General features: G+C 45.4%; 24 protein-coding genes. 4 read left to right on the forward strand and 20 right to left on the reverse strand.

Annotated elements, in window-relative coordinates; genetic code table 11:
• Window positions 1–48 precede the first annotated feature (48 nt).
• Complete coding sequence (xni, locus tag R7R24_RS16130; RefSeq protein WP_025768895.1) at window positions 49–831, forward strand: flap endonuclease Xni; 783 nt, start codon at window positions 49–51, stop codon at window positions 829–831.
• A 109-nt stretch (window positions 832–940) separates the two neighbouring features.
• Here the strand turns inward: xni and rlmM are convergent, their stop codons facing one another.
• The 7 genes from rlmM to pomA form a co-directional block, all read right to left on the reverse strand.
• On the reverse strand, window positions 941–2,032 hold the full coding sequence (gene rlmM, locus R7R24_RS16135; RefSeq protein WP_017820611.1) for a 23S rRNA (cytidine(2498)-2'-O)-methyltransferase RlmM: 1,092 nt from the start codon (window positions 2,030–2,032) through the stop codon (window positions 941–943).
• Window positions 2,029–2,427 carry a DUF423 domain-containing protein gene (locus R7R24_RS16140; RefSeq protein WP_206946947.1) on the reverse strand — a complete coding sequence of 133 codons (399 nt, stop codon included), beginning with the start codon at window positions 2,425–2,427 and terminating at the stop codon, window positions 2,029–2,031. The genes rlmM and R7R24_RS16140 overlap by 4 nt, the downstream gene beginning before the upstream one ends.
• Window positions 2,417–3,040, reverse strand: coding sequence for an alpha/beta fold hydrolase (locus tag R7R24_RS16145; RefSeq protein ID WP_085569905.1), 624 nt, complete (start codon window positions 3,038–3,040; stop codon window positions 2,417–2,419). The genes R7R24_RS16140 and R7R24_RS16145 overlap by 11 nt, the downstream gene beginning before the upstream one ends.
• Window positions 3,021–3,941, reverse strand: a complete 921-nt coding sequence (locus R7R24_RS16150; protein WP_206946949.1) for a transcriptional regulator GcvA — start codon at window positions 3,939–3,941, stop codon at window positions 3,021–3,023. The genes R7R24_RS16145 and R7R24_RS16150 overlap by 20 nt, the downstream gene beginning before the upstream one ends.
• 510 nt (window positions 3,942–4,451) lie before the next feature.
• A complete protein-coding gene (thiI, locus tag R7R24_RS16155; protein ID WP_005383617.1) occupies window positions 4,452–5,900 on the reverse strand; it encodes a tRNA uracil 4-sulfurtransferase ThiI in 1,449 nt (482 codons plus the stop codon).
• Between the two features lie 211 nt (window positions 5,901–6,111).
• Complete coding sequence (locus R7R24_RS16160) at window positions 6,112–7,059, reverse strand: flagellar motor protein MotB (protein ID WP_042521210.1); 948 nt, start codon at window positions 7,057–7,059, stop codon at window positions 6,112–6,114.
• A 14-nt stretch (window positions 7,060–7,073) separates the two neighbouring features.
• Window positions 7,074–7,835, reverse strand: a complete 762-nt coding sequence (gene pomA / locus R7R24_RS16165; protein WP_005381564.1) for a flagellar motor protein PomA — start codon at window positions 7,833–7,835, stop codon at window positions 7,074–7,076.
• A gap of 263 nt (window positions 7,836–8,098) precedes the next feature.
• Here pomA and xseB point away from each other — a divergent pair, with 263 nt between their 5' ends.
• Genes xseB through dxs form a run of 3 tightly spaced genes read left to right on the forward strand, consistent with a single transcriptional unit; the run spans window position 8,099 to window position 11,133 of the window.
• A complete protein-coding gene (gene xseB / locus R7R24_RS16170; protein WP_005381566.1) occupies window positions 8,099–8,341 on the forward strand; it encodes an exodeoxyribonuclease VII small subunit in 243 nt (80 codons plus the stop codon).
• Window positions 8,342–8,362: 21 nt separating this feature from the next.
• Entirely contained in the window at window positions 8,363–9,247 is an 885-nt protein-coding gene (gene ispA / locus R7R24_RS16175; RefSeq protein ID WP_206946951.1) for a (2E,6E)-farnesyl diphosphate synthase, read from the forward strand.
• 20 nt (window positions 9,248–9,267) lie between these two features.
• Window positions 9,268–11,133, forward strand: a complete 1,866-nt coding sequence (gene dxs, locus R7R24_RS16180; protein WP_005381568.1) for a 1-deoxy-D-xylulose-5-phosphate synthase — start codon at window positions 9,268–9,270, stop codon at window positions 11,131–11,133.
• 58 nt (window positions 11,134–11,191) lie between these two features.
• On the opposite strand, the gene pgpA is transcribed toward dxs, so the two are convergent.
• The 13 genes from pgpA to tet(34) all read right to left on the reverse strand — a co-directional run bounded on the left by pgpA (window position 11,192) and on the right by tet(34) (window position 22,513).
• The gene (gene pgpA, locus R7R24_RS16185; RefSeq protein WP_005381569.1) at window positions 11,192–11,698 is read right to left on the reverse strand and encodes a phosphatidylglycerophosphatase A; all 507 of its coding nucleotides are present in this window, start codon (window positions 11,696–11,698) and stop codon (window positions 11,192–11,194) included.
• A 91-nt stretch (window positions 11,699–11,789) separates the two neighbouring features.
• Window positions 11,790–12,755, reverse strand: a complete 966-nt coding sequence (gene thiL, locus R7R24_RS16190) for a thiamine-phosphate kinase (RefSeq protein ID WP_047102095.1) — start codon at window positions 12,753–12,755, stop codon at window positions 11,790–11,792.
• 78 nt (window positions 12,756–12,833) lie between these two features.
• A complete protein-coding gene (gene nusB / locus R7R24_RS16195) occupies window positions 12,834–13,301 on the reverse strand; it encodes a transcription antitermination factor NusB (RefSeq protein WP_005381571.1) in 468 nt (155 codons plus the stop codon).
• Window positions 13,301–13,771 (reverse strand): 6,7-dimethyl-8-ribityllumazine synthase, encoded by a 471-nt coding sequence (gene ribE, locus R7R24_RS16200; protein WP_005381572.1) that lies wholly within the window; start codon window positions 13,769–13,771, stop codon window positions 13,301–13,303. The genes nusB and ribE overlap by 1 nt, the downstream gene beginning before the upstream one ends.
• A gap of 169 nt (window positions 13,772–13,940) precedes the next feature.
• Window positions 13,941–15,050 carry a bifunctional 3,4-dihydroxy-2-butanone-4-phosphate synthase/GTP cyclohydrolase II gene (gene ribBA / locus R7R24_RS16205; protein ID WP_005381573.1) on the reverse strand — a complete coding sequence of 370 codons (1,110 nt, stop codon included), beginning with the start codon at window positions 15,048–15,050 and terminating at the stop codon, window positions 13,941–13,943.
• Window positions 15,051–15,223: 173 nt separating this feature from the next.
• Window positions 15,224–15,877, reverse strand: coding sequence for a riboflavin synthase (locus R7R24_RS16210; protein ID WP_005383626.1), 654 nt, complete (start codon window positions 15,875–15,877; stop codon window positions 15,224–15,226).
• Window positions 15,878–15,885: 8 nt separating this feature from the next.
• Window positions 15,886–17,013 (reverse strand): bifunctional diaminohydroxyphosphoribosylaminopyrimidine deaminase/5-amino-6-(5-phosphoribosylamino)uracil reductase RibD, encoded by a 1,128-nt coding sequence (gene ribD, locus R7R24_RS16215; protein ID WP_054579048.1) that lies wholly within the window; start codon window positions 17,011–17,013, stop codon window positions 15,886–15,888.
• Window positions 17,014–17,020: 7 nt separating this feature from the next.
• On the reverse strand, window positions 17,021–17,470 hold the full coding sequence (gene nrdR, locus R7R24_RS16220) for a transcriptional regulator NrdR (protein ID WP_005381578.1): 450 nt from the start codon (window positions 17,468–17,470) through the stop codon (window positions 17,021–17,023).
• Window positions 17,471–17,675: 205 nt separating this feature from the next.
• A complete protein-coding gene (locus R7R24_RS16225; protein ID WP_054579047.1) occupies window positions 17,676–18,926 on the reverse strand; it encodes a glutamate-5-semialdehyde dehydrogenase in 1,251 nt (416 codons plus the stop codon).
• A 17-nt stretch (window positions 18,927–18,943) separates the two neighbouring features.
• On the reverse strand, window positions 18,944–20,083 hold the full coding sequence (gene proB, locus R7R24_RS16230; protein ID WP_054579046.1) for a glutamate 5-kinase: 1,140 nt from the start codon (window positions 20,081–20,083) through the stop codon (window positions 18,944–18,946).
• Window positions 20,084–20,204: 121 nt separating this feature from the next.
• Window positions 20,205–20,594 carry a sigma factor-binding protein Crl gene (gene crl / locus R7R24_RS16235; protein WP_005381584.1) on the reverse strand — a complete coding sequence of 130 codons (390 nt, stop codon included), beginning with the start codon at window positions 20,592–20,594 and terminating at the stop codon, window positions 20,205–20,207.
• A gap of 115 nt (window positions 20,595–20,709) precedes the next feature.
• Window positions 20,710–21,957 carry an esterase FrsA gene (gene frsA / locus R7R24_RS16240; protein WP_054579045.1) on the reverse strand — a complete coding sequence of 416 codons (1,248 nt, stop codon included), beginning with the start codon at window positions 21,955–21,957 and terminating at the stop codon, window positions 20,710–20,712.
• A 91-nt stretch (window positions 21,958–22,048) separates the two neighbouring features.
• Window positions 22,049–22,513: an oxytetracycline resistance phosphoribosyltransferase domain-containing protein Tet(34) gene (tet(34), locus tag R7R24_RS16245; protein WP_005381590.1), complete on the reverse strand. Its 465-nt coding sequence runs from the start codon at window positions 22,511–22,513 to the stop codon at window positions 22,049–22,051.
• Window positions 22,514–22,555: the final 42 nt, after the last annotated feature.

The raw sequence follows: 22,555 nt of genomic DNA on the forward strand, positions 1-22,555 counted from the left end.
ATTCGTTACACTAGGGGCATTACGCCCCTTTTTTATTGCTAAGTCATTATGTCTATTCATCTTGTTATCATTGATGCCCTAAACCTGATCCGCCGAGTGCACTCAGCACAACCAGATCCAACCGACATAGCAAGAACCATAACCACAACGCAAAGAACCCTCACTCGCATTCTGTCAGAGGCCAACCCGACACACATCATCGCAGTTTTTGATCACCACGAACAAGACAGAGGTTGGCGCGCTGAAATTCTCCCTGACTATAAGCAAAACCGAAAGCCAATGCCTCAGCCACTACTGCAAGGGTTAGATGCGATTCAACAAGCGTGGTGGGAGCAAGGTATTGATTCATTGCTTTCTGAAGGCGATGAAGCAGATGATTTGGTTGCTACACTCGCAACGAAAGTGGCCAGCCATGGTGAAAAAGTCACCATCGTTTCCACAGACAAAGGTTACTGCCAGCTACTTTCCCCTACCCTACAAATCCGTGATTATTTCCAACACCGTTGGTTAGATGAACCATTTATCGAAAAAGAGTTCGGCGTAAAACCAAATCAACTAGCGGACTACTGGGGATTGACAGGGATAAGCTCTAGCCAGGTTCCGGGCGTACCTGGAATTGGCCCGAAAGCAGCGAAAGAGATTCTCACTCAGTTTGAGAGTATTGAAGCTGCCTACGCTAGTGAAGACCTCGTACCGAAATACCGTAAAAAATTGGACGAGCACATTGAGTCTGCTCGTTTATGTAAACGCGTCGCCGCTTTAAAGTGCGATATCGAACTAGGCTTTAACTTGCAAGATATTCGCTTTTTAGGGCCAAACAAAGCGAAGTAGTGCCCGATGGAAGTTTCACACCATGAAATCCGGCAGATATTAAAAAAGCGCCATTTGAAGGCGCTTTTTCTATTCTAATCACTATTCCCAAAAGACTCGGGGAATAAAGTTAGTAAGGTGAAATATTCGACAGACATTGGATATGAATCGTGATCTCTTCACGATCATGATACAAATGTTTAGCTTGTAGCTTGAACTTTACCTTATTATCAATGAGGAACTGCTTCAGATTTTCAAGGTCTTGCAGCACTTCGTCATAACGCCCTTTCATTGGCAGCTTAAGGTTAAAGATGGCCTCTTTTGCCCAACCTTTTAACAGCCACTGTCCCATCAGGTGAGCAACACGAGCTGGCTTTTCCACCATGTCACAAACAATCCATGTTACGTTCTTGCGGTCTGGTTCGAACTTAAAACCATCCACCATATGGTGCTTGATCTGGCCAGTTTCCATCAAACTGTCTGCCATCATGCCGTTATCTACGCAGTGAACGAACATTGAGCGCTTCACTAATTGGTACGTCCAACCGCCTGGACATGCACCTAAATCCACACCCCACATACCTGGTGCCAAACGCTCATCCCACTCTTCACGTGGAATAAAGACATGAAATGCTTCTTCCAGTTTAAGTGTTGAACGACTTGGAGCGTCTGCTGGGAATTTAAGGCGAGGGATACCCATGAAGAACTGTGAGTTGTTGTCAGTGTAAGAGTAACCAACGTAACAGTGGCCAGGCTCAACAAAGCAAATGTGCAGTACTGGTTTTTTCGCGTTATCTTTGTTCAGCATTAAGCCTTTGCCGCGCAACGCTTGACGCATTGGGACGGTAAACTTACGGCAGAATTTCAGTAGCTCTTTCGCTTCATTTGTATCTGGCGTTTCAATTCTCAAATCACCACAACGAGGGAATGCTTCAATGTCTGCTAGTTCATTCAAAATTGGACTAATGCGGTCATCACTTGGCAACGATTGAAACTCAGCTGCTACCGCAAACATTTGTCGAGCAAAAATTAAAGACTTAAAGTCTAAACCTCTCGCAAGTTTGTCGGCATCTCCATCTTGGTAACACTCGAAGACAACATAACCTGAGTTTCTCTTCACACGAGGGAAGCCATACACTTCCAACTGTGTCGCTTTGTCCTGAATTTCACCAGCACACTCTTTCTCAAAGCCAGAACGGCAATAGAGCATTAGTTGTTTCACTTGGAGACCTCTTTGATATTGAACGCAGCAAAAAAGAACAGACACCAACCAATCATGAACAGCAACCCTCCTACAGGAGTAATTGGCCCAAACCACTTAATGCCCGTCAGCGCCAGCGCGTAAAGACTGCCGCTAAAACAAAAGATGCCGATAATAAAGCAAATCGCCGCAATGAAAAAATACTTTTGTGCTTTTTGTCCCAAATTGAGCAGAAGCAGAATGGCACAAAACACAATCGCCAACGTGTGAATAAATTGATACAGAACTCCGGTCTCAAATACACCGAGCAAATAAGGGGCCAGTGTCGCTTTTAGCCCATGAGCAGAAAATGCTCCAAGAGCGACCGAAAGCAGCCCAGACAAACCAGAGAATGAGAGTAACCACTTACTTTTCACTGTACACCTCTTGTATAAACGCCGCTAACTGCTCTATCGCGAGTGCAATGTTACCCACTTCAGTATGACCTGAGATCTTGCGCGGTTTGAAGCTGTGGTCACCATCAGGTAAAAAGCTCACCGTTACTTGTGACGAAAGGACGAAATCATCGAATTCCTCACGCTTACCAAAGGTGTCTCGTTCCCCTTGCAGAATCAGCGTAGGTTTCTCAATGGTTGCTAAGTGCTCGCCTTTGTATTTCTCTGGCTTTCCTGGCGGGTGAAATGGAAACCCTAAACAGGCAATGCCCGCCACCAGCTCATTTTCAGCCAACAAGCTCGACATACGACCGCCCATTGACTTACCACCAATAACCACGGGAGAAGAAGTAAAGTGAGCGATCACTTCGCTGTATGCTTCGAGCAACTTTGGCGCGCGATCGGGCGGACGCTTTTTGCCATCTTCCGAACGTTTCACCATGTAAGGGAAATTAAAACGCACTACACGAATACCTTGCTCCACTAATCCTTTGGCAACCGCTGTCATGAAGTCATGCTCCATCCCCGCACCTGCGCCGTGAGCAAAAATAAACAGCGGTCCGTTTTCAGGCCCCTCAGCTATCCAGTGATTCATCCAATACTTCCTCTTGTTCTTTTCTCGCGGTTGCTAACATCCAATCTCTAAACGTTGCGATTCGGCCCATATCTGCCTGCTGTTCATGACACACCACATAGAATGCGTTCTTGGATATCAAAACTTCGTCGAATGGTGCAATGAGTCGTCCGGCTTCCATTTCAGGTTTGGCGAGTACGTTGTTACCGAGCGCGACCCCCTGACCGTGCACAGCTGCCTGTAGCACCATCGTTGAGTGACTAAAAATAGGACCGTGGTTTACGTTGATGCCTTCAATGTTGTAATGACGAGCAAACTGCTTCCAGTCTTTACGCGAAGTATCGTGTAACAAAGTATGTAATTTGAGGTCACTTAAAGATTCTAATGGTTTGTTACCCAAAAGTAATGAAGGTGAACAAAGTGGGATCAAAAACTCTTGGTACAATTTATCTGCTCGCAAACCTGGCCAGTTCCCACGGCCATAGTAGATCGCCACATCAACATCATCAGTCAGTGAGCCTTCATCCATATCTACGGCTTTAATACGAACATCGATATCGGGCTCTTGAGCATTAAAATCGGCCAAACGAGGTACAAGCCATTGGATAGCAAAACTCGGCGGTAGGCTAATCGTCAATGCCCCTTTTTCGCTACGTTCCAACACCTTATCTGTCGCTTCCGCAATCGAGGTGAAAATATCTTTGATATCGAGAAAGTAACTTTGGCCTTCTTCTGTTAACAACAAAGAACGATTACGTCGACGGAAGAGCTTCAATGATAAGAACTCTTCAAGCGCTTTAATCTGGTGACTGACCGCGGCTTGAGTAACAAATAACTCTTCTGCTGCTCGTGTAAAACTGAGATGACGAGCAGCCGCTTCGAAGACTCGAAGCGAATTTAATGGAGGCAATCTGCGAGACATATGGGACCTCTAATAGGATTAGTTTTTTTAATCTGAAACATTATAAAATGTCCGTTGTCGAACAGCCAGATAAATTCTATATTTCACCCCGCAACACGGGCCTGAACGGCTTGATTTCTTTGGAAATCAATTGGCTTCGTTGTTGCGATGTTGTGTTTGCAAACTCGTATTTCGAGTTAGGTAGATTTCTACCATAATGTTTTGTCCACACTCCCTGTGACAAAACATATACTTCCTGTATTTATTTTTGACCTGTCTGTCAAATTTGTTACACCGCCTAAATTAGGCGGTGTTTTTTTATCTATCAAAAATCTCCTCCGCATATCTGGCAGCAATATCACTTTATTACTCTTCTTTCGGATTAATTATCGTTATATCAACACAAAGTGTATGGCTTTGCGATAAGCCTCAACATTATGCTAAGTAATGGTTGTCTGTAACGCGATCAAAAACAAAAAAGGCGCAAATTGATGTCTCAATTTGCGCCTTTTAACGTATTTTAACAGTCAGCTATGGACGGTAAACTTTTACGTTGCTGAAGCCTTGCTCTTGCAAGTAAAGCGCTTGCAGACGGCTCATCACACCGCGGTCACAGTAAAGTAGGTATGTCTTAGACTGGTCTAAGTCACCAAACTGTGTACCCAGCTTGTAGAAAGGGATATGTTTCACATCCACACCTTCGATTTCAAGTGGGTTATCGTCTTCCTCTTCAGGACTACGAATATCTAGCACAACCGCGTGCTCTTCTACCGCTTGAACTTGCTCTACTTCTGGTGCGGCTTGCTCAGACTCTTTCGCAATATCACGAATGTCCATCATGCGAGCTTCTTGAACCACTTGCTCAAGGATACTAAAGTCGAATTTCTCTTCTTCAGCTTCTAGCTTGCCTTTCACCGCTTTCACGGTTGGCTTCTTAGAGATAACACCACAGTATTCTGGCATTGTCTTCGCGAAATCTTCTGTGCCGATTTCACGTGCTAGATTGATGATGTCTTCTTTATCCCAGTTGATAAGCGGACGCAGAATCAGCGTGTCTGTTACGTTGTCGATGTGGCGTAGATTGGTTAGCGTTTGGCTCGATACTTGACCTAGCGCTTCACCTGTTACCAATGCTTCGATCTTCATCTTCTGAGCGATCATGCCTGCTGCACGCATGAACATACGCTTCAAGATCACGCCCATTTGGCCGTCATCGACTTTCTCTAGGATTTCCGCAACCACAGGCTCGAAATCAACTGAGATAAAACGTACTTTTGCTGAAGAACCGTATTTGTTCCATAGGTAGTGAGAAACCTGCTTAACGCCGATTTCGTGTGCTGGACCACCTAAGTTAAAGAAGCAGTAATGTACTTTTGAACCACGCTTGATATGAAGATAGCTTGAAACACCAGAGTCGAAACCACCCGAGATCAGGCTTAACACGTCTTCTTGCGTACCCAGAGGGAAACCACCTAGGCCTTTATGACGAGACAATACTTGGTTTAGCTTGTCGTTCGAGACTTCTACCTTGATCGTCACGTCTGGGTTTCGTAGCTTAACACTAGCGCTTTCAATCGCTTGATTTAAACCACCGCCTACATAACGCTCTAGTTCAATAGAGGTAAAGTCATGCTTGCCGCGACGCTTCGCACGTACAACAAAGGTTTTATTTTCGAGTGCAGCACGGTTGAGTTCTAGTACTTGCTCGAAGATATCGTGCAAGTCTTTAAATTCAGTTTGCTTCACTTCCAGTACGTGGTGAATACCTGGTGTATGAGTCAAAACCTCAAGAACTTCAGCGTGGAATTCGTTACTCTCAGAGGTCACTTCAATGTGATCACGACGGTTAAATACCGCGACAGACTCCGTGCGGCTCTTAATGATGTTACGAATGTTGCACTCTAAAATCTTTGTGAAGCGCTTACGCACAGATTCACTTTTTACAAAAATTTCTGGATGGGGCTTTACAATAAATTTCATAGTCTAATTCGCAGGTTAGTTTCGCAATCAACAAAGAGTGACACTCAACTTCAATACTTCATACGCAGTAAAACCGCGTTTCAGTCACAAAAAGTAGTCTGAGCTCACTTTTAAGGCGCAAGATTATACACCCAAGCGGATTGGAAAAACAAAAAAAGCGAGCAATCTGCTCGCTTTCTTATCTCTTTACTGACTTAAAACTAAAGCCTAGTTATTGAATTACCGGCACTTCTTCGCTGTAGAGAGGCTCGCCTTGCATAATGCTGATTTCAACCCGTCGGTTAAGTGCGCGATTTTCATCAGAATCATTCGGTAACAAGGGCTCAGTATCCGCCATGCCTCGTACTCTTAAACGTTGATGAGAGAAGCCTCTCACTTTCTCCATCTCTTGCGCGACTGATACTGCGCGCTGAGAAGAGAGATCCCAGTTAGAACGATAAAGCTCCGAATCTAGCGGTCGATTGTCTGTATGGCCAGATACTCGAACAATGCCTGGCACATCTTTTACTAGCTCTGCAATCTGACGAACTAAAGGGCGAAACTTAGGCTGCAAGAAGGCCGAACCTTCTGGGAATGCACCTTTTTCACGCATACGTATAACAATCTGCTGACCGAGGTTTTCAACTTCAATGGCGCCTTGTTCAATCTCTCGTTCTAAGGCTTTCTTGATGCTTTCCATCAAGGTTTCCATCTCTTGCGACATCTCTTTAGATTGCTGTTGTTGCATGTCCGCTTCGGCAGACTCATTGTTTTGAGTTGACGTTTCTGGCGATTGCCCACCCGTTAACTTGCCTTCATCACGTTTTGTGCCACCAGCTCGATCAGACTCTCCTTCATGGAATTCGAGCGTCTGCTGAGTGATGTCCATGGTTTGCTGCATGATAACATCAATCGGAGTAGGTTCCGGCCGACCCGGTCGAAACTCTTGGGCAATAATGCTAGTGCCTTTGGGAATGTCTTTCACTTCAAGCTGATTTTGCACACCGAAGGCAAATTTCATTGATCCTGCAATTTGTTTGAACTTCAGTACATCCATCTCAGAAAACGAGAGCAGAAGAACAAAGAAACACATCAGCAGCGACATCAAATCTGCGAATGTCCCCATCCATAACGGGAGGCCAGGTGGCGGACAATCGCATTTGTTATCTTCATCATCCATCACGACTCTCCAAGTTACTCGTCAATCTCAAGGGCACGTTTACCTTCATTGAGGTAGTTCTTCAAGTAACTATCGATCACTCGCGGGTTTTGGCCATCTTGAATCGCTAATACGCCATCCATGATCAAACGGCGATTTAGCGTTTCTTGGTCACGGCGAAGAGAAAGCTTATCCGCAATAGGGAAAAACACCATATTGGACAGGATCGCGCCATACAATGTGGTCAAGAGTGCAACGGCCATTGCTGGTCCAATCGCTTTAGGGTCATCCATGTTTGAAAGCATCGCAACAAGACCAACCAAGGTGCCAATCATTCCCATCGCAGGAGCAACGTCGCCAAAGGCGCGAAATACACCAGTACCTTGCGTATGTCGTTCATCCGTAAGCGCGATGTCTTTTTTGAGTGCCGCTCTCACAACGTCGGCATCATGGCCATCAACCAGTAGATCAATGCCTTTCTGCATGAATGTGTTGTTTATTTCCATCTCTTCAAGAGCAAGAAAACCACCTTTACGTGCCGCGTCGGCCATTTCCACAATTTTTGCAATCAGGTCTTCGGGTTCATCCGCTTTAAACATGAAGGCTTTGCCAGCAATCTTTGTCGCACCAAAAAACTGTCCCATTGTGAACTTCATCAACACAACGAATATTGAGCCACCAACGACAATAAGGATCGACGTGACATCGACAAACATGCCGATGCTGCCACCAAGCACCATCGCCATAATGACGAATGCAAAACCACCAATCAAACCTAATAGGGTTGCTAAATCCACAAAGCACTCCTCACGCTATACTCAAATACTGCCATTGGGCGGATTATTACCTGTATCGACAACTCGCGCAGAATTTTTAGAAAAATCTTAGCTAATGGATCACAAATTACACTTAACAACCTCAACCAAAATATGGGGTTTCATCGCTTAGACTCGTTGAACGCTAATTTTGTGACAATTATATAAGGTTAAATTTGACCAAGTTACTAGGCTAAGGTAACTTTCGTGCATCTTACCCGAGGCTTGATTAAGGCAGAAAAAAGATGGCGGTCAAGAAACCAGAAAACATGACCTTTGAAGCAACCATTGAAGAGCTTGATAGCTTGGTTGATCAATTAGAAAATGGCGATCTTGCTCTAGATGATGCCCTGCGTAAGTTTGAACGAGGCATTGCCTTAGCTCGTGCAGGCCAAACTAAATTAAGCGACGCCGAACAGCGCGTGAGCATTCTTCTTAGTGAAGATGATGAAGCACCACTGAGTGACTTCAAACCAGATTCAGAATAACAATCAGTAGTGAGCAATGTGATGCAACAGACATTGACGTCTTTTCAACAAAGAAACAATCAGCAATTGAATTTGTGGCTCGATCAGCTTCCATATCAAGAGCAGCCATTGATTCAAGCAATGAAATACGGCCTTTTGCTAGGTGGGAAACGCGTTCGCCCTTTTCTTGTTTACATCACAGGTCAAATGCTCGGCTGTAAACCTGAAGACTTAGACACCCCCGCCGCTGCTATCGAATGTATACATGCCTACTCACTCATTCATGATGATCTGCCAGCCATGGACGATGATGAACTGCGTCGAGGTCAACCAACTTGTCATATTAAGTTTGATGAAGCAACCGCAATACTGACAGGTGATGCACTACAAACTCTTGCCTTCACTATTATTTCTGATGGTCAATTAAGCTCGGCGGCAGAAGCTCAACGCATCAATATGATCAAAGCCTTAGCGCATTCCTCTGGTGCCAGCGGCATGTGTGTAGGGCAAGCCTTAGATTTAGGCGCGGAAAATCGCCAAGTTTCTCTTGAAGAAATGGAAGAGATACACCGTAAAAAAACCGGAGCTCTGATTGATTGTGCGGTAAAATTAGGTGCATTAGCTGCTGGTGAGAAAGGTATCGAGGTTCTACCTCACTTGGAGCGCTACTCAAAAGCAATTGGTTTGGCGTTTCAGGTTCAAGACGATATTCTTGATATCATCAGTGACACAGAAACACTGGGTAAGCCTCAAGGTTCCGACCAAGGTCTGAATAAGAGCACTTATCCTTCCCTGCTGGGTTTAGAGGGAGCCATAGAGAAAGCTCACACTCTGTTACAGGAAGCACTTCAAGCATTGGAAGCTATCCCATACAATACTCAGTTACTCGAAGAGTTCGCCCGATATGTCATCGAGCGCAAAAATTAACACTATAAGCGCGCATTTATATGACTCTTGATATTTCAAAGTACCCAACACTGGCGTTAGCAAATACACCGGAAGAATTACGTCTTCTTCCGAAAGAAACATTACCAAATCTGTGTGATGAACTGCGAACGTATCTGCTAAATTCAGTGAGCCAATCTAGCGGACACTTAGCGTCTGGCTTAGGCACCGTAGAGCTAACTGTCGCTCTGCATTATGTTTACAACACCCCTATCGACAAATTGATCTGGGATGTTGGTCATCAGGCTTACCCGCACAAAATCCTCACCGGACGTCGCGATAAAATGCCAACAATTCGCCAAAAGGATGGTCTACACCCTTTCCCTTGGCGTGAAGAAAGTGAATATGACACCTTATCTGTCGGCCACTCTTCGACATCGATTAGTGCAGGTCTTGGCATGGCCATCAGCGCACAAAAAGAAGGTAAAGGTCGCAAAATCGTCAGTGTGATTGGTGATGGCGCAATTACAGCAGGCATGGCATTCGAAGCCATGAACCACGCTGGCGACGTTCATCCTGATATGTTGGTGATTTTGAACGACAACGAAATGTCGATTTCAGAAAACGTCGGCGCCCTGAATAACCACCTTGCGAAAGTACTTTCTGGCAGCTTGTACACTTCTATCCGTGAAGGCGGTAAAAAAGTGTTGTCTGGTGTTCCACCTATTAAAGAGTTGGTTCGCCGTACGGAAGAACACCTCAAAGGCATGGTAGTGCCTGGTACTCTGTTCGAAGAGTTCGGCTTTAATTACATTGGCCCGATTGATGGACACGACGTCAATGAACTCGTCAAAACGCTAAAAAACATGCGTGAGCTCAAAGGCCCTCAATTCCTGCACATCATGACCAAGAAAGGCAAAGGTTATGAGCCTGCCGAGAAAGATCCTATCGGCTACCATGGTGTTCCTAAATTCGATCCAACGCATAATTGTCTGCCGAAGAGCAGTGGCGGTAAGCCAACTTACTCAAAGATCTTCGGTGACTTTTTATGTGACATGGCGGCCCAAGATCCTAAGCTAATGGCAATTACGCCAGCAATGCGCGAAGGATCAGGTATGGTGCGTTTCTCAAAAGAGTATCCAGACCAATACTTTGATGTGGCGATTGCTGAGCAGCACGCAGTGACACTGGCAACAGGCATGGCAATTGCGGGCGATCATCCAATCGTTGCTATCTATTCGACTTTCTTGCAACGTGGTTATGACCAATTGATCCACGACATCGCGATCATGGACTTACCAGTGATGTTTGCGATCGACCGCGCAGGTCTCGTTGGCGCAGATGGTCAAACTCACCAAGGTGCGTTCGATTTGAGCTTTATGCGCTGTATTCCGAACATGGTGATCATGGCGCCAAGCGACGAAAACGAGTGCCGACAAATGCTTTACACTGGCCATAAGCATTCTGGCCCGAGTGCGGTTCGATACCCTCGTGGTAGCGGCATGGGCGTAGAAATCGAAACTGAGTTTACGGCGTTAGAAATCGGTAAAGGGCGCATGGTTCGCCAAGGTGAAAAAGTTGCTATTCTGAGCTTTGGTACTTTCTTGGGTAACGCGCTAGAAGCGGCAGAATACCTTAACGCCACTGTTGCTGATATGCGCTTTGTGAAGCCGCTCGATGAAGCATTAATTCGTCAATTAGCCGCAGATCATGACGTGCTCGTGACGTTAGAAGAAAATGTTATCGCAGGTGGTGCAGGTGCGGGTGTCGTTGAGTTCATGATGAAAGATAAAATCATTAAGCCAGTCTTAAACCTAGGTTTACCCGATGAGTTTATTCATCAGGGAACACAAGATGAACTGCATGAAGAGCTTGGTCTCGATGCAAAAGGAATTGAAAAATCCATCTTGGATTATTTAGCAAAATAGCATGTAAAAAGGGATGCTCATGGCATCCCTTTTTTACGTCCAGTGTTTAGTTCATGGTTTAATTCATCCAGCCAGCGTATTTTGCGACTAGAAACAGGGCAACACCAGCCATAATTCCCGCCACGATATCATCAACCATAATACCCAGCCCACCGTGAACTCGCTTATCTAGCCACCCAATTGGCCAAGGTTTTACCATATCGAAAAAACGAAATAAGATGAAGCCAGTGATCAACCACTTCCATTCAGTGAGTGGAATATTCAGTGCAGGTACAATGCTCATCGTAATCCAAAAGCCCGCAAACTCATCCCATACGATTGAACCATGATCATGTACTTTCATGTCTGCAGACGTCACTTGGCATATTTGAATGCCGATCACACACGAAATCAGAACAACAATGACATACGCCGTAAATGGTAATTGTGCCAACAGCAAAAAGAAAGGCACGGCCGCCAGTGTGCCCATTGTTCCAGGGATAAACGGGGATAATCCACTGCCAAAACCCGTCGCCAATAAATGCCACGGATTCTTTAATGAAATCAGAGAAAGAGGGTTGGTCATATCCTTAAACCTATACTGCTAGTTTGGTTTCAATCGTCATGCCTGCGAGTTACTCAATAGTAACAGGCTCTTGGCTAGAGCTTAGCTCAGATCATTTAAAGTGGTCGAAGCCACTTAAGTCCCAATCAAGTGGTTGATTGTTATCATGCAGCTCGAAGGTTCCATTTGGTCGGATTTGACCAATACATGTGACCTTACAGCCAGTATGAGATAAAGCGCTTTGTAACGAGCCTCGATTTTGCTCCGGCACGGTAAAACACAACTCGTATTCTTCGCCACTTGCTAAAGCATACTGCTGCGCGCTGATCTTATCATCTAAAAACTGGACTAATTCTGAAGAGATCGGTAGCTGAGAGACATCAATACTAACCCCAACCTGAGATCGCTGTAAAATGTGCTTAATATCAGAGATTAAACCATCTGAAATATCTATCGCCGACGAGGCTAAGCCAACAAGAGCTTGTCCAGCAAGCACACGCGGAGAACTAAGGTAATGAGCTCGCTCTAGTGCTTCCGCGCCGGCTCTGCTGCGCAGAGAGTCATCTAGAATCACATCCAAGCCAGCTTTTGCATCGCCAAGGTTTCCCGTTACATATACCCAATCCCCAGGCTTGGCTCCGGATCGCGTGAGCGCTTTGTCTTCAGGTACAAAACCTTGCACCGTGAGTGTCAGACACAATGGCCCTTTGGTGGTATCACCGCCTATTAACTGAATACCATAGTAATCAGCCAGTTCGAAAAATGCATCACAGAAAGGAGCAAGCCATTTTTCATCTGGCTCAGGCATCGTTAATGCAAAGCTCACCCACGCAGGCGTTGCGCCCATCGCCGCCAAATCACTGATGTTAGAAGCCAATGCTTTGTGTGCGACCCATGCTGGGTTCGCGTCGGCTAAGAAATGCGTTCCAGCTACCAATGTATCCGTGCTAATCGCAATCTGAACATTAGCTGGCGCTTTGACCAAAGCGCAATCATCACCAGCGGCTAGATGGACATCTTTACGTTGGCTCTGACGACCGACGAAATACTTGTCTATCAGATTAAATTCACCAGACATAATTCACTTACTTTTTGATGTAAAAGCTTTTGATACAAAAAAGGTCAGCATGTGCTGACCTTTTCATTGAAGAAATCGTTATTTCTTACGAATGTGAGGTGCTGCTTTATCAAGTACACCATTCACAAACTTGTGGCTATCTTCTGCTGCAAAAACTTTTGCAAGTTCAATCGCTTCATTGATAACAACTTTGTAAGGAACATCTTCGCGACGAGTCATCTCGTACATAGCAAGGCGAAGAAGAGCAAGTTCCATCATATCTAAATCCTGCATAGGACGAGAGATGTATGGACGAATTTTGCTATCTAGCTCAGCGTGGCTAAGTACAACACCGCTTAATAGTTCACGGAAGTAAGCTACGTCTGTCTCTGGAGCAGCAAGCGCTGGCTCAGATGCATGAAGTTCTTCTTCATCGTATTTGTCGCCAGACAAAAACTGTTCTTCAATCTTGGCAACATTCTCTTTAGTAATTTGCCATGAGTAGATCGCCTGTAGAGCGAATTGACGTGCGTTACGACGTGCGGCTGGTTTCACACTGGCCCCCATTAGGAATCAATTTCAGATAGTACATTAATCATTTCAAGTGCGCTTAGTGCAGCCTCTGCACCTTTATTACCAGCCTTGGTTCCTGCGCGTTCAATCGCTTGATCGATCGTATCAACAGTCAAAACACCAAATGCTACTGGAATGCTGAATTCCATAGACACTTGTGCTAGACCTTTGTTCATTTCACTACAAACATAGTCAAAGTGAGGCGTTCCACCGCGAATAACAGACCCTAGAGAAACAATAGCGTCGAATTTGCCAGTTTTAGCAACACGCTGAGCTACTAGAGGTAGTTCTACGGCACCTGGACAACGCACAACCGTGATGTTGTCTTCGCTTACTTGTCCGTGACGCTTTAGTGTATCGATCGCACCAGAAAGTAGGCTTTCGTTAATAAAACTGTTGAAACGAGAAATAACGATAGCAATTTTTGCATTTGGCGCTGGGAAGCCACCCTCGATCACTTTCATAAGCTTTCCTTTAACTCTATTTATAAGTGAAATATGTTCATCAAGTGAGAATCGCCGGATTCTAGCACAAATTTGTGAGCAATATCTAATGGAAATTGGAGGCAAATCACCGGTTCCTAGCCATTGACGAGTTAAGCACGTCAAAGACTAGGAACTTATTGTTCGGTTGTTACTCGCAGACGTACTCAACAACGTTCAGACCAAAACCACCTAACGCGTGGTACTTTTTGTTGGTCGATGACAGAAGGCGCATATCATGTACACCGAGATCCGCAAGAATCTGTGAACCAACGCCAACACGGCGAGACGTGCCTTGTTTTTTAGCAAGCGTTGGGGCTTCACCTTTGTCTTGCGCTTCGAACATCTTCACGCGATGAATAAGTAGATCGGTCGATTCTTCATGGCCAAGAACAACCAGCACACCGCCTTCTTCACCAATGCGTTTCATTGCCTTATCTAGTGTCCAGCTGCGCTCTGCATTACGATCGCTACGTAGTAAGTCGGTAAAAACGTCTTGAAGATGAACGCGAACCAGTGGCGCTTTTTCTTTCAAATCGCCCTTGCACATTGCGTAGTGCACTTGGTTATCAATGGTGTCTTTGTAAGTGACTAACGTGAACTCGCCAAACTCTGTCGGTAGCTTGCACTCTGCCACACGTTCAATCGTTGTCTCAGTGTTATTGCGGTACTCAATTAGGTCGGCAATAGTGCCCAATTTAATACCGTGCTTCTCTGCAAAGATCTCTAGATCTGGGCGACGAGCCATGGTGCCGTCGTCATTTAAGATCTCAACAATCACCGATGCTGGCTCTAAACCAGCAAGACGAGCCAAATCACAGCCTGCTTCAGTGTGACCTGCGCGAGTCAGTACACCGCCGTCTTGAGCTGCGAGAGGGAAGATGTGACCAGGCTGCACCAAATCCGCAGCTTTAGCGTTTGGCGCGACTGCTGCTTGAACGGTACGTGCGCGATCTGCGGCTGAAATACCAGTCGTTACCCCTTCTGCTGCCTCAATCGAAACAGTAAAGTTGGTGGTGTATTGCGCATTATTGTCTTGCACCATTGGTGGCAGACCTAGACTTTCGCAACGATCTTTGGTCATGGTTAAACAAATCAGGCCACGGCCATAGGTTGCCATAAAGTTGATGGCTTCCGGCGTAATATGCTCGGCAGCCATGATCAAGTCACCTTCATTCTCGCGGTCTTCATCATCCATTAGGATGACCATTTTGCCTGCGCGAATATCATCAATAATTTCTTGTGGCGTACTGATTGGCATAGTCTGTTATCCCGTTATTCTAAATTTGTTATTGCGACAGCAATGAAAAATTACGTTGCAGTGAATGCTAGTTAGGTCAATAGTTTGAGCTTTGCATTAAGCAAGTCAATGAATCTCGCGGTGTTCTGTGAGTCTGCTCTTTATCGCATGCCTCACGCAGCCACTCCCAAGACTTATGCAAAACCGTTTTGCTGTAAAAAGTCCATCGTGATACGAGACTCGGCCTTATCTTCTTGTTGTCCTTGCAGTAAACGCTCCATATAACGCGCAAGTACATCAACTTCTAAGTTGACTTTGCGCCCCACTTGAAACTGGTCAATCGTAGTTTCTTCACTCGTATGAGGAACGATCGTCAGCTTAAAAGCATTTTTACGTAAGTCGTTGACGGTTAGGCTAATACCATCAACAGTAATCGAGCCTTTCTCTGCAACGTACTTGCTAATTTCCGCAGGCATTGCAACCCAAAACTCTATCGCACGGCCAACTGAATTGCGTTCGACAATTTCACCAACCCCATCGACATGGCCAGAAACGATATGTCCACCCAATCGCGTTGTTGGCAACATGGCTTTTTCTAGATTCACCTTATCGCCTACTTGGTAATCAGCAAACCCAGTTTTCTTCAAGGTTTCTAATGACAGATCAGCACTGTAATAGTGGCTTCCGAAGTCAACTACCGTTAAGCAAACACCATTGGTCGCAATGCTATCGCCTAACTTAACGTCTGACATATCAAGCGTACCCGTTTCAACCGTGACGGTGATGTCTTCGCCCTTCGGCGTAATCGCAGCTAACTTGCCCACTGCTTCTACTATTCCTGTAAACATACTATTTCTTATCTAATTTCATTACGTTTTATGGTGGCGGTGATGCGAATGTCTACCCCAACCATACGAACGTCTGTAATGTTTAAATCTATGACGTCAGCCATAGCGCTTAACCCTAAAGCACCGATAAGCCCCCGACCATCGCTGCCCATGAGTTTTGGCGCAAGGTAAACAATGAGCTCATCTACAAGATTAGCCTTTATCATCGCACTCGCTAGCGTAGCTCCAGCTTCAACCCATAAGTGATTGATGTGGTGCTCATCCGAGATACGTTTTAATGTCGTTGATAAGTCAATTTGGTCAGCGCTGTCCAATAGAGGGATACAGTCTCCATCAGAGCGAACAATAACTCGTTCTCCATCGGTATGGAACAGCTTGAGCGCATCAGTTAAATGGTTCTGACGGTCTAAGATTACACGTACTGGTTGACGAAGCTCTTCTTGTAAATACTGCGCTTGAACACTATTAGGTAAGTCATCCCAGCGCACATTGAGTGATGCATTATCATCAATCACCGTTTTGCTAGTAGAAAGAATGCCACCACTTATCGCTCGATAACGCTGCACATCTTGGCGGGCCGCTGGGGAGGTGATCCATTGGCTCTGACCATTACTGAGTGCGCTTTGCCCATCCAAACTGGCTGCCATTTTTAATTGAACAAACGGCATGCCTGTACGCATGTACTTTATAAAACCAGGGTTAAGGGCAAGGGCATCTTGCTCTAACAAGCCGATTTGTACTTCAACTCCGGCATCACGCAACATCTGGATGCCGCGACCTGCAACTTTCGGGTTTGGGTCTACCATGGCGCAAACCACACGTGCCACTTTGGCTTTAATCAGCCCTTCGGCACATGGCGGTGTACGGCCGTAATGAGAGCAAGGTTCTAGCGTCACATAAGCGGTTGCACCAACCGCTTTTTCACCCGCTATGCGCATCGCGTGCACTTCGGCATGCGGCTCACCAGCACGATGGTGATAGCCTTCACCGACAATTTCTTCATCACGAACGATGACACACCCTACATTTGGATTAGGGGCGGTGGTATAAATGCCACGTTTCGCTAACTTAATAGCTCGTGACATCATGGCGAAATCTAAATCAGAAAACGCTCTTTCAGGAGTGTGTTGAGTCATGAGCTACTCAGTCTTCTAGGCGGGCAATCTCTTCGCCAAACTCGCGAATATCTTCAAAGCTTCGGTAAACGGAAGCGAAACGAATGTAAGCCACCTTATCGAGCTCTTTGAGCTGGTCCATGACTAAATTACCAATCATTTCACTCGGAACCTCTCGCTCACCCGTCGCACGCAGTTGTGATTTGATCATACTGATCGCTAACTCTATAGAATCGGCACTCACTGGGCGTTTCTCTAAAGCGCGTTGAATACCGCCAACCATTTTATCTTCATCAAATGGTTCACGGTTGCCATTCGATTTGATCACTTTAGGCATCACTAACTCTGCGCTTTCAAACGTAGTGAAACGCTCGCTACACGCCAAGCACTGACGGCGACGTCGAACTTGATGGCCATCAGCCACTAAGCGGGAATCAATAACTTTGGTATCGTTCTCGGAACAAAAAGGACAATGCATATCACCTCCATATCTATACCAAAATAACCTCATGAGCAATCACGGATAACCACGCGTTTATGGTTATACGGACTCTATTAAAGCTATTTGGGTATAACGCTTTCAAACCGAAATAAAGCTCATGTAGTGTAGCGGAATTGGTATGTTAGACAAAACAAAAAGGGGCGCAAAGGCCCCTTTTTCACTCAAGATCTCGTCGAATGTGTTAACTGCGTGCTAAGTAGTTCGCTTTACCAACCCACTTGTAGCTAGTTAGCTCTTCTAAGCCCATCGGACCGCGTGCATGTAGCTTTTGCGTAGATACTGCGACTTCTGCGCCAAGGCCAAATTGCGCACCGTCTGTAAAGCGCGTTGAAGCATTCACATAAACCGCCGCCGAACCGACAGAATTGATGAACAGCTCTGAGTTTTCCAAGCTATTGGTCATGATCGCATCTGAGTGGCTCGCGTTATGGACACGCATATGATCAATGGCATCTTTCACATCAGACACAACTTTTACACCAAGAGTGTAGCTCAACCATTCCGTATCAAAGTCACCTTCAACAGCATCGCGAATTTGTGTTGCTTGAGCCATCAGTGCTTTTGCCTTAGGCTCTGTCACGAAGGTCACTTTATCGTTCATGCGCTCTACGATCATTGGTAGGAATTGCGCTGCAATTTTTTCATGCACGAGCAGCGTATCTAATGAGTTACACGCAGATGGACGTTGAACTTTAGAGTTCTCAACCACATTCAGGGATTTCTTTAGATCAGCGGATTCGTCGACAAAGATATGGCTGATACCAAAGCCACCAATAATCACCGGAATCGTGCTGTTTTCTTTACACATTTTGTGTAGGCCAGCACCACCGCGTGGAATGATCATGTCGACGTAATCGTCCAACTTAAGCAATTGAGAAACAAGCTCACGATCTGGTTTTTCAATGTACTGCACAGAAGCGGCTGGAAGGTTCGCCTTTGCGAGCGCAGACTGAATAACCTTCACTAATTCCATATTCGAGAAAAATGTCTCTTTGCCACCACGTAAAATACTTGCGTTGCCGGTTTTCAAGCACAACGCTGCAATATCAATGGTTACGTTTGGACGCGCTTCATAAATTACGCCCACGACACCAAGCGGCACACGACGACGAGACAGTGACATCCCATTTTCCAGTACCTTACTGTCTATTTCGCTGCCTACAGGATCGTTCAAGCTAATGACGTTGCGAACATCATTCGCAATTGCAGTCAATCGTTCTTCATTAAGCAAAAGGCGATCGAGCAGCGCATCGGTTAAACCCGCTTCACGGCCAAGTTCGATGTCTTTAGCGTTTGCCGCCAAAATAGCAGCAGAGTTTGCTTCTAGCTCATCAGCAATGATGGCTAATGCTTGGTTCTTTTGCGCAGTTGACGCTGTCGCTAATTCGAAAGCTGCATCTTTAGCAGCTTTACCCATATTCGTTAAATCCACTTTGCTTCCCTCTAATTCTATTCCTGAATGACGACCAAATCATCGCGGTGAATCACCTCAGAGCCATAATCATGCCCCAAAATAGAGATGATATCTTTACTGTGTTTACCCGTAATTTTAGTTAGGTCATCACTTGAGTAGGCGCTGATGCCACGAGCCACCAACTTACCGTGAGCGTTTGTTACACGCGCCACTTCGCCTCGTGCGAAGTCACCACTAACTTTGATGACCCCTTTAGCAAGTAGGCTACTGCCCTTGCCGACCACAGCATTGACTGCACCATCATCAATAACGATGTCGCCCGATGCCGCAGGTCCCGCTAGAATCCAGCGTTTACGGTTCTCTAAGGCTTCAGCGCAAGGTAGGAAGCGCGTGCCCTGAGGTTCAGCACTTAAAGAGTCAAAGATAACATTCGACGCACTACCAGCAGCAATAATAACCTCGATACCTGCGCGGCGAGCGATGTCTGCGGCTTGCAGCTTCGTTGCCATACCACCAGTACCCAATGTTGTACCGCTTCCACCTGCGATTTTACGCAGCGTATCGTCGATGGTTTTTACTTCCTTGATAAGCTCTGCGTTCGGATCTCTACGAGGGTCAGCAGTAAACAGACCTTTTTGGTCCGTTAAAAGCAAGAGCTTATCTGCACCACATAAAATGCCTACCAAAGCGGAAAGGTTGTCGTTATCGCCAACTTTAATCTCGCTAGTCGCAACGGCATCATTTTCGTTTACGATAGGAACAATATCGTTCGCAACGAGCGCATTAATAGTGTCACGCGCGTTAAGGAATCGCTCACGATCTTCTAAATCGGCACGGGTTAGTAACATTTGGCCGATCTTGATACCATAAATACCAAACAAAGACTCCCATGTTTGAATCAAGCGGCTCTGCCCCACCGCGGCAAGTAACTGCTTACTCGCCATCTCGTTGGGCAATGCGGGGTAACCAAGATGCTCACGGCCTGCTGCAATCGCACCAGACGAAACCATTACGATTGAATGGCCTTGTTTTTTAAGCTCAGCACACTGGCGTGCTAACTCAACCATGTGTGCACGGTCGAGTGCCAGAGTGCCGCCTGTCAGCACACTTGTACCCAGTTTCACAACGACAGTTTGTGGTTGTGAAACAACTGCATTTTGTTGATTCGTTGTCATGATGTCTTCTGAAGTGAAAAACAAATAAAGAGAGGATGTTTTAACAATCAAATAGGGAATTAACAAGAGAAAAGGTGCGTTTTCGCACCTTTTTGTTTGGTATTAAATGAAAACAACCAAATTAAGCGAAATCGAAAGACTCCGTGTGATATTCGACTTCTAATTTGAAGTGTTCTTCTAAAGTATCAACCAGCTTTTGATGGAATGTGCTCTGCGTGAGATACACTTCCTCTACCACTTTTTTGGGAAGGGCTTCAGATACCCATTGCCCTTCTTTGTTGTACTTGCCAATATGATATTTAGCAGTAAAGCCTCCCTCGATGGATTCCAAATCCATCCACCAGCCCCAAAATTCACGCTTCTCAGGCGATTTTTTGTCGTCTACACATACAGATAAACAATCAAAATAATAGCGCCCTTCTTGCGATTGTGGTTCGCGCAGGTAAGGCCCTATCGCCTTCAACTTTGACATCAAGCGAAAGTGAGTCGGGCCCTGAGTCGTCTCTGACATATGAATCTCCGTTTTCATAGTTAAAAGTAAACACCCAAGAATGATTATTATTTTTAATTATCATGAGCTTATTTTTTGCTCAGATATATCACTCTTAACTAATTTAGGAGAATTGTCACCCTAATAATTCATCTTCTAGCCACTTTATGGCTAAATCGAGGGATTGCTCATATCCTTTTGTAATTGTTTTGGAACTGATTTTTTTCGCTCTACCATACTGGCTAAATAGAGCAACAAGTTGATTATCACTGTGTGGCGACACTGGATCGCCTTCAAGACTCAAAGCCAAAATAGGCACTTTGGTTTTTCGACTGCTCAGGAAGCCCTGAACCTTCAATGACCACGCCATCATCTGACCTGCCATGCTATTAATATCAACCGCATTTTTCCCCAAACGGGAAGCCAAAAGATCTAAATACATCTTCGGCATTTTTTGTAACTTCTTAGGGGAAGTAAAAATATCATGTACGGGTGCGCCTAGAGCGACACAAGCTTTGATCTTTTCCTGCTCGACAAAAGAGAGTCTGATCATGGCATTACCACCAAAACGAAACCCAACTAACCCCACTTTGTGATGATCAACCCAAGGTAGCGAGTAAAGCTCATTCAATACCGCTTGATGTAGGCAACTTGAATTCTCGGTCAAGGGCCAATGAGAGCTATGCCCTACCGAAGGCATATCCACGGTTAACATCGCAATATCTCGCGGTGCAAGACGATTACGGAACAAACGCCACATGTCGGTTTGTAGAGTATCCAAACCAGCGCTCACCATGACCACAGGCAACTGTTTATCCGTTCTTGGTAAATGGAGGTTCGCGATGATTTTGCGATTTTGGTAAGGCACTTCAATTTGCTTGATCGTGTACTTAGTTTTTTCTGCGCCGTCAGAATACGCTTTGTTTGCCAGAACTTGAGCTTGCGATGCCAAGTTGTCATTTTTTAAATGTGGGTAGCCTGCAATACTAAAACACAAAGAAGCAGTGAAGAGTTCATCCGCTGCCTCTTCTCCTTGCATTTCATTTGCTCGCTTCTGATGATCCATACCAAGCTTGATCCACTCAAATGTCCAGTTACCACTGTGATAACCCATTACAGTGTCTAACCAATCATCATTGGTTCGCGAGTGAGAAGATGAAGCAATTTTGGACAGTACGCCTTCCATTTCGATCGGAGACAATCCTTGCCAAGCCCATTGCAAGCGACGCAAATGACGATACCAAGCACGATCACCCTGCGCTTCTCGTTCATCAAGTATTTTTTTACTGGTCGGCATGTACTGGGTAAGCGCGGAGGTTTCTTTTGCTTGCTTATGTTTCACGAACAAAGTTTCGGAAAGATTTTTACTGACGTCTTCAGACATAGGAAGAACCCTAGGCTATTAGCATGATTTAATATCATAATAAAAAAAATGCCCCTATAAAGGGGCATTTCTCAATATTCTTTAACCGCGCTTATTTTTGCTTGCGGTTTACTGGCTCAGCATACTGGATTGACATATCCCAAGGCTGCTCGATCCAAGTGTCTTGAGCAATATCTACAACGTAATCATCCAGCAGCTCTTTGCCTGATGGTTTCGCACACACAGCGATCATTTTCGCTTTTGGATACATCTCACGTAGTTTGCGCGCTGTATCACCACTGTCTACTAGGTCTTCAACGATTAGGTAACCTTCGCCATCACCTTCAGGTGCTTTTAGTACCGTCATATCGCGCTGATGATCATGGTCGTAGCTTGAAATACAGATTGTATCAACGTAACGAATACCCAGTTCACGAGCCAAAATAGCGCCAGGAACCAAACCGCCGCGGCTTACCGCCCAAATTCCTTTCCATTGCTCAGCTGGCATTTGTTTCTCAGCCAGTTCACGGCAGTAAGTCTGCATTGCATCCCAAGTGATAATGAATTTTTTACTCATTGTAATAACCTAATAATTTGAAAATATGCATCCTCAAAATCT

The organism is Vibrio sp. 704, assembly GCF_033339295.1.